This is a genomic window from Polycladidibacter stylochi (genome assembly GCF_001562055.1).
GTDB lineage: Bacteria > Pseudomonadota > Alphaproteobacteria > Rhizobiales > Stappiaceae > Pseudovibrio > Pseudovibrio stylochi.
Genome location: NZ_LLWE01000018.1, coordinates 293,492 through 305,708, shown reverse-complemented (window position 1 = coordinate 305,708; position 12,217 = coordinate 293,492). Strand labels below are relative to the sequence as shown.

Sequence of the window (12,217 nt, the reverse complement as noted above, 5' to 3'; positions counted from 1 at the left end):
CCAAGGAGTGGGGGCAAAATGAATCATTTATAGATTCGCAACATCAACAGCCGTATCACTCACCAATCGAAATCCCAAATGTGCTGGTGGCGTACCTACAGCACAGCCTCCGCGTGCCGGATCCCGTACCGGATAGGGAATAACTGCCATATGTTCACCGCTCACATAAAAAGCGGGGCAGGATGCATCCTCTATTTTTTCTCCATTCTCGCTATAGCAATCCCCCGTCCACTCCCAAACACTGCCATCAAGGTCAGCCACCCCTTCGGCACTTGTTGAAAAGCTACCCCGCGCCTTAAGTCGCCGCGGTGCCAACCCCTCGGTCAAATAAGCAGATGCCCAGGTAAGCGAAGGATCTTTAAAAATCGGCTCGGGTTTTTTGGGTAAAACCTTGGCGGCCATAAAATTCCACTCATCTTGCGTTGGCAAACGAAACTGATGTCCGGAATGCGCATTCATCCAATCGACATATTGCGAGACATCCTCGAAATTCAAACCGGTGGCAGGAATACGCGCACTATCTTTTTTACCCGATACCCGCAGCTTAAGTGTACACGCACCGGCCGTATGGCAACGATTCCACTCCGCAACCGAAACCTCATATTTTTGCACGTAAAGCCGATGGCCATTCGGAAATACAACGGGATGCTCGGCCATTTGCGGTATCAATGACGGATCGCCTTGCGCACTCCAGTTCATGTAGGCAACCACAGCGCCGCCACCGACCCCGCCAACCACAACACCGCCCAAGATTAATAGAAAAGACGTTTTCAGATGATCAACTGCCCGGCGAAACCCCATGAAAACTCTCCCCACAAAATAAAGGTGCCTATGCAGTCTGGCTAGAACAGCATGAAATGCTGGGAATAATGGGATTAACAGCCAGACCGCACCAGCTTTACTTAACTTCAAAGGCGAATGAAGCAAGCAAAGGAACAATAAAGCATGAGCAAAGAGTAACGCCCCCAACTCATGCTTGTAAATGACAGTGCCTGCGCCCAGTTATGCCTGCTTTATCGTTTCAGGTACTGTCATTTTTCTCGCAGTACCAGTTAGCCTTGCTTCGTCAGCTTTTGAGGTGCAACCACTTGTTCCATCAAAGCGTTATTCCATTCACCCTCCACTACGAAGTGCGCTGTGGCGCCAAGCAGTGCTGCCTCAATCAGGTTATGATTCACGTAGGCGTAAACACCCGGTTGCTTAAAGGTATACATGGCAGCCCCGGCACTACCACCGCGAATGAACCAAGTCTCCAATCCTGTTTGCGGCGCATCCGTAAAAGATCCAGCCTCCCAAACATAGTCACCATGCCCACCAATAAGGTGAGGTCTTGTATCCCGGTTAGCCTGATTATGGATCATCAAAACGGTTTCGCCGACTTTCGCCTTCAAGGCATTTTCACCCGTAAGCGCACCAACGGAGCCATTAAATACTGAGTGTGTAGGCACCAATGTACGCATCACTTCCAAGCTATCTGCGTAATCATCACCCGCTTGCTCGTAGGTTTTGTATTCACCGTCTTTGTCTTTTGGCAAATAGAAGTCCTGCTCACCTATGTAAGCAATGGAATCGTAACGTAATGGGTTACCAGCCTTATCTTTCAGACCTTCGCGCGGCAACACCATAACAGCGCCATTCATGCCATGTACCACATGATAAGGGATCATAGCTCCGCCAGGTGCACAGTGATAGGTAAACACGCCTGGTTTAACTGCTTTCCAGCGCAATACAGTCTCTTCCCCTGGGTAAATATGGGTCAGACCACCGCCACCAAGAGCACCGGTTGAAGCATGGAAATCAATATTATGTTCCATTTTACTGTCCGCAGGATTGCGCAGTGTTAATTCAACATAATCACCTTCATGCACAATGATCAACGGGCCGGGAACAGAGCCGTTATAAGTCAGCGCCCAAATTTCAGCGCCGGTATCCTCATCCACTGTCAGTAATTTCTCAGTGGTTTCCATTGTGATTTCAACAATTTTCGGCTTACCGCTTGCAACTTGCTCATGCTTGGGCGCAAAAGGTGGGGCAACCAGTTTTTGCTGAACACGCTCATAGCCGGATAGATCAACCGGTTTCGCTTTTGCTTTCGCCTGCGCTTTTGCCTCCGCAACCACAAATTCTTTTGCCGGTGCACGTGGAGTCACTAACTTGGACTTCCCTTGTGGCATATTCATAGCCACAGCACTCGTACCAGTCACCGCAGCAGCACCTGCCAGCAAACTGCCGCGCAACATATTACGTCTGTTAACTTCAAGTGTTTGTTTGTCAAATAGTTTACCCATAACTTCCTCCGATAGGGTTAGGCTAGGCCCGTTGGGCCCAGCACATCAAACTGATAAAACTAGAGATTCTTGAGTTGTTTTTCGAAACGTTGTTTTGCTTTTTTAGGAATACGTCGCTCTAGGAAATCCTTTGGAGCTTCTTTGGCATCACCAACAGCAACAGTCATCACCATCCCCATGGCATAATGCGGTTTACACTCAATTGCATAAACACCTTCGTCGCTGAAAGTTACTTCGACTTCCTTGTTCATTTTCCCTTTAAAAGGCTTAGCGCCTTCTGGAATCATGCCTTTGATAGATTGGGCGTTATGCCCTTTATCTGTTGGGATAAAGCGCACAGTATCACCTGGGCCCACACGAAGAAAATCAGGTTTAAAGACCATGCGTTCTTTGCCGTCTTTATTCAGCATATGAACTTCAAACGTCTCTGCCATTGCGGGGCCCGCAAGTATACTTCCAACAATTAGCGCCATTGAAATTGTACGGAGCATTTTGTCTAACCCTTCCTATTTTGTTTCGGTCAATGACCTTTCACAAAAATACTAGGACGCAAAAGAAGGCGTGAATTTGCTCTGGCACAACCTTTTTCATAGAAATTTTACTTAGTAAAAACACCTGTGTTTTATAAAAAGAACCTATAGAACTGTGGGTTACTCTGTGATTAAATATATCTATGAGTGAAAATACATTAAAAAAAATTTTACCAAAGTTGGACACCAGTCTGCTTGCAAAGCTGCCACCTTTTTCTCGCTTATCTAATGAACAGATTCGCGAAATACTTAATCACGTTTCTGTTCGCCGCCACCCTGAAGGCACGCATGTGTTTGACGAGGCCGAGGCTGCCGAACGCTTTTTTATGTTGCTGGATGGCTATATAAGGGTTGTGCGAATTACCCCTACTGGGGAGCAGGTTATCTCACTTCATATTCCAAGCGGTCAGCTTTTCGGCATAGCCCGAGCACTTGGCCGAGACACTTACCCGGCAACAGCCATCACCGCAAGCGAATCCATTGTGCTCAGCTGGCCCACATCCCTATGGGACACATTCACCGAAAAATATGAGGGCTTTGCCACCGAAACCTACAAGACTGTCGGCCGCCGTGTTGGCGAGGTCAACATGCGCGTTATGGAAATGGCCACACAGCAGGTGGAGCAGCGCGTTGCCAACGCCCTATTGCGATTAATCAATCAGACTGGGCGTCCCGTTGAAGATGGCATAGAAGTCGATTTTCCCATTACCCGGCAAGACCTTTCGGAAATGACCGCAACCACATTGCATACTGTCAGCAGATTAATGAGCAAGTGGGAAAAGCAGGGGTTGGTATCAAGTCGCCGAAAACGAATAATCGTCAGTGATCCGCACGGACTGGTTGTATTGGCGCACCCGAAAGACAATCACGCCCATTAGCGAATTCAGGCAGGCGTTTCCTTTACATTTAAATTACTCAGCTATTAAACAAGAAATTCCGGCAATCAACTACTGCTTGGTTGCAGTAATTGCCCGTTCAAGCTCGCAACGAAAATCTTGCTCATCCAATTTATATTCTTCACAAGCATCGCTGATTGTGTGAAACGGATTAACCAGACAACCAACACACAGCATTTTATATTTCAAAAATACAGGAATTGTTTGTGGACACTGTTCCATGAGCCGGTCAAGTGTCATGTCTGGATTATCAAGACATTGAAGTGACATGTATTTTTCCTTTCTCTAATACATACATTACAGTTTTAACCGCTCTAAACTTTGCGCAAGCACAAACTTCCTTTTTCCAAAAAACGCTACCCCTTCCATTATTACGGAACCAGGGGGAGGCCAATATATGGCTGAGATACTTACCAAATCCCGGGCGCGAAACATTTTCTACGGAGGCTCGCTGTTCTTCGTTGTCATTTTCATCGTCCTGACTGTACAAAGTCATCTTTATATCACTGAAAAATCTACAGCTTCGCAACCTCTCACCAAGGAAGTGATTCTTGGCAAGCATGTTTGGGAGAAAAACTCCTGTATCAACTGCCATACCCTCCACGGTGAAGGCGCTTACTTTGCGCCGGAAGTCGGCAACGTCATGACGCGCTGGGGCGTTGTCGACGACCCCGAAGGAGCTTTTGAGACGCTCAAGGCATGGATGGAATCACAGCCTTCCGGCATTGAAGGCCGTCGCCAAATGCCCAATTTCCACTTGACCGACGAAGAAATTAAAGGCCTCGCCGAATTCTTAAGGTGGGCAGATCATACCGATACGCAGGGCTGGCCGCCCAACGACGCAGGTTAAGGAGAACATTCCATGAAATACCAATCGCAAAAAGTTGCAAAGGCCTATTTCCTGTGCGCTCTGGGTTTATTTGCCATTCAAGTACTCGGTGGCTTGCTTGCTGGCTGGGTTTATGTATCACCCAACTTCCTTTCCGAGCTACTGCCATTTAACATTATAAGAATGCTGCACACCAACGCGCTGATTGTTTGGTTGCTGCTTGGCTTTTTTGGTGCCGCCTACTTCTTGGTACCTGAAGAAGCTGAAAGAGAAATCTACTCGGTCAAGCTGGCCTACTTACAGCTGATCATATTGGTTGTCGGCACTCTTGGCGCTGTAGTCTCCTACCTTATGGGCATCCACGGAGGCCGCGAGTTCCTGGAACAACCTCTTTGGGTCAAGTTCGGCATTCTGGTTGCCGCTGTTATCTTCCTTGTTAACATTTCCCTGACAGTTTTGGCGGGCCGTAAAACAGCGATTACCAGCGTTTTGCTCACAGGGCTGTGGCTGCTATCGCTTTTGTGGATCTTCGCGTTCATCAACCCAGACAACCTCAGCCTTGATAAAATGTACTGGTGGTTTGTGGTTCACCTGTGGGTTGAAGCCACTTGGGAACTGGTCATGGCCGCAATTCTGGCCTTCTTGATGCTGAAAATGACCGGCGTTGACCGCGAAGTTGTCGAAAAATGGCTCTACGTTATTGTCGCAACGGCACTATTCTCTGGTATCCTTGGCACCGGTCACCACTTCTATTGGATCGGTACACCAAAATACTGGCAGTGGGTTGGCTCGATATTCTCTACCTTCGAAGTCATTCCATTCTTCTTGATGATGTCCTTTGCCTTTGTCATGGTTTGGAAAGGGCGTAAAAATCACCCGAACAAAGCCGCCTTGTTGTGGTCGCTTGGTTCTTCAACCGTGGCATTCTTTGGCGCAGGCGTATGGGGTTTCCTCCACACACTGCACGGCGTTAACTTCTACAGCCACGGCACACAAATAACAGCAGCTCACGGTCACCTTGCCTTCTTCGGCGCATACGTGGCTTTGAACCTGGCAATGTTCACCTATGCAATGCCAATGCTTAACAAGCGTGAGCCTTATAATCAGGTGATGAACATGGCCAGCTTCTGGCTCATGACTGGCGGCATGGCATTCATGACATTTGTTCTCACCTTCGCCGGTACAATCCAGACACATATGCAACGTGTCATCGGTGACTACTACATGGAAGTGCAAGACAGCCTCTCTGTCTTCTATCTCATGCGTTTTGGTTCCGGTGTTGCTGTGGTGGCAGGTGCGTTGCTCTTCATCTACTCCATGGTGGTTATCAATAAGCGTGAAGTGATCACACCAGGATCTGCCCAACTGAAAACAGGAGAGTAATTTGACTGTACATAGTGCACAAACACCCTTCTATAAACCAACAGCTCGCGAATGCGAGCTGTTTGAAACCGCCTATAACAACACCCTACCCCTTCTTTTGAAGGGGCCTACGGGCTGCGGCAAAACCCGCTTCGTTGAGCATATGGCCCATAAGCTTGGCAAAAAGCTATACACCGTTGCCTGTCACGACGATTTATCCGCCGCCGATCTCATGGGCCGTTATCTGCTCAAAGGTGGTCAAACCGTGTGGGTAGATGGACCACTCACCCGTGCAGTGCGTGAAGGGGCTATTTGCTATCTCGACGAGGTGGTCGAGGCCCGTAAAGACGTCACCGTGGTCTTGCACCCGCTCACCGACACCCGTCGCACCTTGATGCTGGATCGTACGGGCGAAGAACTTGTCGCGCCCGAAGGCTTTATGCTGGTCGCCTCCTACAACCCCGGCTACCAGAATGTTTTAAAACGCTTAAAGCCATCCACGCGCCAGCGCTTTTTGTCTATCTCGTTCGACTTCCCCGATGCCGAAACCGAAATCGCCGTTGTCACGCAAGAATCCGGTCTTGATGTTGACCGCGTTAGCTCTTTGGTACGGCTTGCCGGTCATATTCGCGCCCTGTCAGGCATGGACCTGGAAGAAGGTGTTTCCACCCGCCTGCTTATCTATGCCGCGACCTTGATTGCCGCGGGTATGAATGTTGACCAAGCACTGCAAGTGGCCATCATTGAGCCTTTGAGTGACGAGGAAGACGTTCAAAAAGCATTACGCGACTTAATATCAACAATCTACGGGTAGAGCGATGCAACTGCTTGATTTGATGGAGCCAGAAGAAACCGTTGGCAACATCTGGCACAATTTGGCCAGTGATCTGGGACAGTCAGCCCAGTTCCCGGATCAGGCTGTGTGCTTAACCGACATACGTACCAGTTTGGCCGTTTTATTTCGTGCCTTACATGGCAATGCGCAGGTGGACATAACAGAAGCGGCCCCAACCGCTGTAAACCACCGCCAAAATGCCAAACGTAAACTGGCCACCAACCGCGATAAGCACTATGTGGCCAGTTTCAATGGCGAAACGCTACGCTTACCACCACAAATTCTGAGCTTTCCAAGTAAACAGCTCAACCGCTCTGCTTACCTCTGGCTTACGGCTCTTGCCGCTTTGGCTTCAAGCGAGCAGTGGCAACAAGTCGCCAACCTTGAAGAGGGTATTGAGCGCGATCAAAAGCTTATTACATGTAACCTTGCCGCCACAGCCCAAGTACTAAAAACATGCCCTGGGCTACGCAAACCGTTTGAACTGATGGCAAATTACGCTCTTGCCCAGCGCCCAAAATTGTTGCGTCCAACCCAAGAGCAGCAAATAGAACAAGATATTTGCGCCGCCCTAATACACAAGGGCCCAGCAGAACAGTTTTCATTTAGCAATTCAACCCCAACTGCACAACGCAATTATCACCCCTATGCACCCGTCCCCATCTGGCTGCAATTTATCACGCCAAAGCTAGGCGCAAAAGCGGCTGAGGAAGAGCAAGACCCGGCCGCAAAAGCACCACTCGCCATGGCGATGGCCAATAAAAAGCAGGGCGAGCGAAAAGACAACGAGCAGAACCGCCGCTCCGATAGTTTTATCATTCACCGCTTTGAGGCTATTCTTTCATGGGTCGAGTCCATGAATATCAACCGCTCAGTGGATGATGATGACGACGAAAATGCACAAAAGGCGGCAGATGATCAGGAAAAAATTACCCTCACCAAGCACAATCGCAAAGCAGCTACTCGTCTGCGCTTACACCTTGACCTTTCCCCTTCCGATGCTGACCATGAAAAGCTAGCCGGTAAATATGTTTATCCGGAATGGAATTACCGCACAAAATCTTACATGGAAGACCATTGCCGTGTGCTTGATGCTCCCATACAGGTATCACACGATGAGCAGTTTAAAGCCAATCCTGCCCATGTGCGCCAGGTACGTCGTCAGTTTGAGGCACTTATGCCCAAGCGCAAAATCCAGCTGCGGCAAATAGAAGGCTCTGAGCTGGACTTGGACGCCCTCATCACCACGCAAACCGATTTAATGGCCACAGGGTATGGCAGCGATCGAATTTGGCAAGATTCCCGCCAAACAGAACGGGACTTAAGCGTTGCCTTTTTGATAGATACCTCGCGCTCCACTGAATCCGCAATTGGCGACACCACAGTTATCGACACCGCCCGCGAGGCCATGACGGCCATGTCTTTTGGTATTGATGCAGCCGGAGATAAACTGGGAATCTGGGGTTTTTCATCGCTCTACCGTGATCGTGTCTTCCTCTCAAGGGTGAAAGACTTCCAGGACCCGATGAACGAGCAAATAGAACAGAATATTGCCGCTCTAAAACCGGGCCATTACACCCGCCTTGGCACAGCAATACGCCACGTGGGAGCGCAACTCGCCACACAAAACAGCGCGCGAAAACTGCTCATTATTCTAACCGATGGCAAACCCAATGATCTCGATCATTATGAAGGCCAGTTCGGTATTGAAGACAGTCATATGGCGGTACGCGAGCTTCGATCGCAAGGCATGAGCCTACACGCCATTGTGATTGATGAAGACGGTCAAAACTGGTTCACCCGGATTTTCGGGCGTGGCGGCTTTACGCTACTGCCCAACCCCGAGCGCTTGCTACGCGCCCTTCCCGAAATCTACCGCAGTTTAACAAAGGAGAGCTAACCATGCGCTTGTTCCTATCATCATTATTATCTCTAGTTCTTTACCCCACTCTTGCGCTGGCAACCGCTTATGACCGGCCCATACCACAGGCACAATCAGCCACCGCTGAGTTCTGGTTTGCCATCGCATCCATTGCACTAATACTTGCATTGGCCGCCGTACAATGGATGATTGCCCGCCGATGACACGCCGCGATAACAGCTGGTCAATTTGGAAAATCACCGCAGCGCTCTACCCCTTTGGCGTGGGAGCCTTTGCGGTGAATGTTTTCTTTGCCTCGCTTATCGGCACCTGGCTTGGCGGCCCGGTGCTGTCCACCACATGGTCTATCATTATCGGAGCACTTATTGCCTTACCGGCAACCTATTACTTCGCAGCCCATATAAAAAACCTGATGCAACAGGCTGATGGCACCCGCAAAAAGTAAAACAAGAAACACACATGGACTAGAGAGTTCCTGTGGTTTCTTCGCGCCTTACTTGCAAAACACCCAGTTAATTGACTTGCAACAAATACCCAGTAAATCGACCATGTAAGGTTGCAAATAAAACGCAATTCCACAAAACACGAAGGAGCGCCTCGCGCGAGAAAAGCTGTGCAAGCAAGTAGTTCCCCCCGTTTACAAGCCACATTTTCTTTAGGGTTCCGCCCCTTCTACCTATTAGGTGCCATATACGCGGCGATCACCATACCCCTTTGGATTTTCAATCTAACCGGCCACTTAGAAATTTCCGGCCCGCTGGACGGGCTTTACTGGCACGCCCACGAGCTGCTCTTCGGCTTTGGTGCCGCCATATTGATTGGCTTTTTATTCACCGCCGTACAAAACTGGACGGGCGTTCGAACACCCCATGGAACACACTTGGCGTTGCTAGCACTACTTTGGCTTGCCGGTCGTATTGTTTTACTTTTTTGGAATAGCCCGCTTGCCTCAATAATTGATCTGGCATTTTTACCTGCAGCCACCGTCGGCGTTGCCATTCCCTTGATAAAAGCCAACAATCGCCGCAATTTATTTGTCATCATGCTGTTGAGCATCATGTCCTGCGCCAATCTCGCGTTCCATGCAGATGCATGGGGTTGGATAACAATCTCCCCCGAAGCACTCTTTCTGGCCGTTATCGATATATTCGCTATTTTTATCAGCGTGATAGCCGGCCGTATTATACCGATATTCACGAATAATGCCCTTGGACCCAAAGCGGTGCGCCTTCCCAAACTCGAGGCGGCGCTGGTAATTGGTATGCTAGCACTGCTTGTTTTGGATAGTATCTTTGGCATGTACAGCGAATACCCCTTGCCGCAAGCCACCCTTTGCATCGCCCTTGGTGTATTGCATGCCTTTAAACTGGGGCTTTGGTCTCCCTTCCGTACATGGAAGAACCCGATCCTCTGGATACTGCCATTAAGCTATGCCTGGCTGCCCCTTGCTTTCCTGTTACGCGCTGCAGCGCTTCTTGAAATCGTCGAACTAGAACAAATCTACGCCCTGCATGCGCTCACCATTGGGGCCATGGCCGGTATGATGCTGGCGATGATGACCCGCTCCAGCTTAGGCCACACCGGCCGCCCTATGCGTGCCACATGGGTTGATACGCTTATTTTCTATTCAATCATGCTCAGCGCGACTGCGCGGGTTTTCTTGCCCTTAATCAGCGATGCACTCTACACAATGTCGCTGCATATATCTGCCACACTTTGGGTCATTGCCTTTGCAGCTTTCGCACTACGTTATGCCCCTATGCTCACCACACCACGCGCCGACGGCAGGCCAATGTGAGCTTCACCATTTAGCCCCAGGAAAATATAATTGGACATACCAGCCTCAATAAGGCTGGTATTTTGGCGAAATAAGAAAGCTTGCCGTTCAAGAGCTTTGCTGCTCAATAAGCAGGTTTAGTTTATCAATTTTTGATTGGGCTACATTTGAAGCCTTAATGACATGCTCTTCTATGTACAGGCGAGAAATAAACCTTGCACCCCCAACACACCACGCCCCAAAACCACCCAACACCCTACGTAAAAATACATTACAACTCGAGAGAATTCAGGTATTTTTTATTCACCATGCCAACAAAGGCTTTTCAAGCTTCCAAAATTAGGCGTAGTCTGGTGCTCCCCACTGGTTATAAGTGAATGTGGTCAGTAAGTGCCCGCAAGCGGCCCCACCTGCTGCACCCCACACCAATAAGCAAGAGAACGCCAACCATGTTATTTAGTTTTCAAAACCCTACCGCTATTTTTTTTGGTCGTGGCCAAATTTCAGCCATTACCGATCAAATCCCCGAAAATGCCCGCGTGCTGCTTGCTTACGGTGGTGGCTCGATCAAAAAAAACGGGGTTTATAACCAAGTTACCAAGGCACTCCATAAGTATCAGTGGCAAGAGTTTTCAGGTATTGAGCCCAACCCCCATTATGAAACCCTGTTGGAAGCCATCGCACTGGTGAAAGAAGAAAAGCTCGATTACATTCTGGCAGTCGGCGGAGGCTCGGTGGTGGATGGCTGCAAGCTCATTGCAGCGGCATGCTGTTATGAAGGCGAACCATGGGACATTGTCACTAGAAAAACCCCAGTTGAAAAAGCATTGCCTTTGGGTTGCATTCTAACTTTGCCCGCCACTGGAAGTGAAAGCAACGGCAATTCCGTCGTAACCAAAATGGCAACTCGGGAAAAGCGTGCATTCGGCTCTCCATTGGTTCGCCCGCAATTTGCCGTACTCGACCCCGACACCATGAAGACATTACCCGAACGCCAGCTACGTAACGGTATTGTTGACGCTTTTGTCCATATTTGCGAGCAATACCTTACCTACCCCGTGGAGGCTATGGTCCACGATGGTTATGCGGAAACCCTATTAAAAACGCTTATCAAACTAGCAAATTCATTTGATCAGCAAGATGATGAATGGCGCGAAAACCTCATGCTTGCCGCCAATCAGGCCCTCAACGGCTTTTTGGGCGCCGGTGTGCCCACCGATTGGGCGACCCATGGAATTGGACATGAGATTACCGCCTATTATGGCACCGACCACGCAGCAACACTTTCAATTGTTCAACCCTCGTTACTACGCGCACAACTCAAGCAGAAACGCGGTAAACTGCGCCAAATGGGCCGCAATGTTTTTGGCCTGCATGAAAATCCATTCTTGGCTGAGCAAACCATTGATGCAATTGAAAACTTCTACAATAAACTGCACATGCCCACGCGCCTTTCCCACATTGGCGTTGGCAATAACGAGCAGCTAAAACCCTTCTTAAAAACCATCGATTCCAGGGATTACCTGCATGATATGGGAGAGCATGCCAACATTTCTCAAAAGGAAATCAAGGAAATATTGGTCCACGCCCTTTAAAAGCACAGCCTGCTAATACAAAAATACATATTGCCTTAAGAAGCACCAAGCCTGCACCCCACCAAGTGCAGGCTTGCAATGGCGCAACAAACTCAACACTAAAGCAAGACACCACCAAACCTTGAGCGCATCCCTTTTGCGTGAATCAAGCTCACGAAAATAATACCACTCAGCTTTTTTCAAGATCAAATACCCTTCAAAAGCTATGTGTATTCGTTAACTG

13 protein-coding genes are annotated in these 12,217 nt (G+C 49.1%); 9 read left to right on the top strand and 4 right to left on the bottom strand.

Going from position 1 to position 12,217, the window contains the following annotated elements:
* Nucleotides 1-27 precede the first annotated feature (27 nt).
* From AYK67_RS04660 to AYK67_RS04650, 3 genes are all read right to left on the bottom strand, one after another.
* The gene (locus tag AYK67_RS04660; protein WP_082735634.1) at nucleotides 28-801 is read right to left on the bottom strand and encodes a formylglycine-generating enzyme family protein; all 774 of its coding nucleotides are present in this window, start codon (nucleotides 799-801) and stop codon (nucleotides 28-30) included.
* A gap of 251 nt (nucleotides 802-1,052) precedes the next feature.
* Nucleotides 1,053-2,288 carry a copper-containing nitrite reductase gene (nirK, locus tag AYK67_RS04655; RefSeq protein ID WP_068082976.1) on the bottom strand — a complete coding sequence of 412 codons (1,236 nt, stop codon included), beginning with the start codon at nucleotides 2,286-2,288 and terminating at the stop codon, nucleotides 1,053-1,055.
* A 59-nt stretch (nucleotides 2,289-2,347) separates the two neighbouring features.
* Nucleotides 2,348-2,722: a pseudoazurin gene (locus AYK67_RS04650; protein WP_244266878.1), complete on the bottom strand. Its 375-nt coding sequence runs from the start codon at nucleotides 2,720-2,722 to the stop codon at nucleotides 2,348-2,350.
* Between the two features lie 239 nt (nucleotides 2,723-2,961).
* On the opposite strand from AYK67_RS04650, the gene AYK67_RS04645 reads away from it, so the two are divergent.
* Nucleotides 2,962-3,696, top strand: coding sequence for a Crp/Fnr family transcriptional regulator (locus tag AYK67_RS04645; protein WP_068082971.1), 735 nt, complete (start codon nucleotides 2,962-2,964; stop codon nucleotides 3,694-3,696).
* Between the two features lie 69 nt (nucleotides 3,697-3,765).
* On the opposite strand, the gene AYK67_RS04640 is transcribed toward AYK67_RS04645, so the two are convergent.
* Nucleotides 3,766-3,984, bottom strand: a complete 219-nt coding sequence (locus AYK67_RS04640; protein WP_068082968.1) for a DUF1858 domain-containing protein — start codon at nucleotides 3,982-3,984, stop codon at nucleotides 3,766-3,768.
* Between the two features lie 127 nt (nucleotides 3,985-4,111).
* Between AYK67_RS04640 and AYK67_RS04635 the strand changes: the two genes are divergently transcribed.
* The 8 genes from AYK67_RS04635 (at nucleotide 4,112) to AYK67_RS04600 (ending at nucleotide 11,994) form a co-directional block, all read left to right on the top strand.
* Complete coding sequence (locus tag AYK67_RS04635) at nucleotides 4,112-4,564, top strand: c-type cytochrome (RefSeq protein ID WP_068082966.1); 453 nt, start codon at nucleotides 4,112-4,114, stop codon at nucleotides 4,562-4,564.
* A 12-nt stretch (nucleotides 4,565-4,576) separates the two neighbouring features.
* Nucleotides 4,577-5,926, top strand: coding sequence for a cbb3-type cytochrome c oxidase subunit I (locus AYK67_RS04630; RefSeq protein WP_068082964.1), 1,350 nt, complete (start codon nucleotides 4,577-4,579; stop codon nucleotides 5,924-5,926).
* A 1-nt stretch (nucleotide 5,927) separates the two neighbouring features.
* Nucleotides 5,928-6,719, top strand: a complete 792-nt coding sequence (locus tag AYK67_RS04625) for a CbbQ/NirQ/NorQ/GpvN family protein (RefSeq protein ID WP_068082961.1) — start codon at nucleotides 5,928-5,930, stop codon at nucleotides 6,717-6,719.
* Between the two features lie 4 nt (nucleotides 6,720-6,723).
* Nucleotides 6,724-8,640, top strand: coding sequence for a nitric oxide reductase activation protein NorD (locus tag AYK67_RS04620; protein WP_068082959.1), 1,917 nt, complete (start codon nucleotides 6,724-6,726; stop codon nucleotides 8,638-8,640).
* Nucleotides 8,641-8,642: 2 nt separating this feature from the next.
* Nucleotides 8,643-8,825: a protein NnrT gene (locus AYK67_RS04615; RefSeq protein ID WP_068082957.1), complete on the top strand. Its 183-nt coding sequence runs from the start codon at nucleotides 8,643-8,645 to the stop codon at nucleotides 8,823-8,825.
* On the top strand, nucleotides 8,804-9,067 hold the full coding sequence (locus AYK67_RS04610; protein ID WP_208976209.1) for a hypothetical protein: 264 nt from the start codon (nucleotides 8,804-8,806) through the stop codon (nucleotides 9,065-9,067). Before AYK67_RS04615 ends, AYK67_RS04610 begins: the two co-directional genes overlap by 22 nt.
* A gap of 168 nt (nucleotides 9,068-9,235) precedes the next feature.
* Entirely contained in the window at nucleotides 9,236-10,420 is a 1,185-nt protein-coding gene (locus AYK67_RS04605) for an NnrS family protein (protein ID WP_068082951.1), read from the top strand.
* A 428-nt stretch (nucleotides 10,421-10,848) separates the two neighbouring features.
* Entirely contained in the window at nucleotides 10,849-11,994 is a 1,146-nt protein-coding gene (locus AYK67_RS04600; protein ID WP_068082949.1) for an iron-containing alcohol dehydrogenase, read from the top strand.
* Nucleotides 11,995-12,217: the final 223 nt, after the last annotated feature.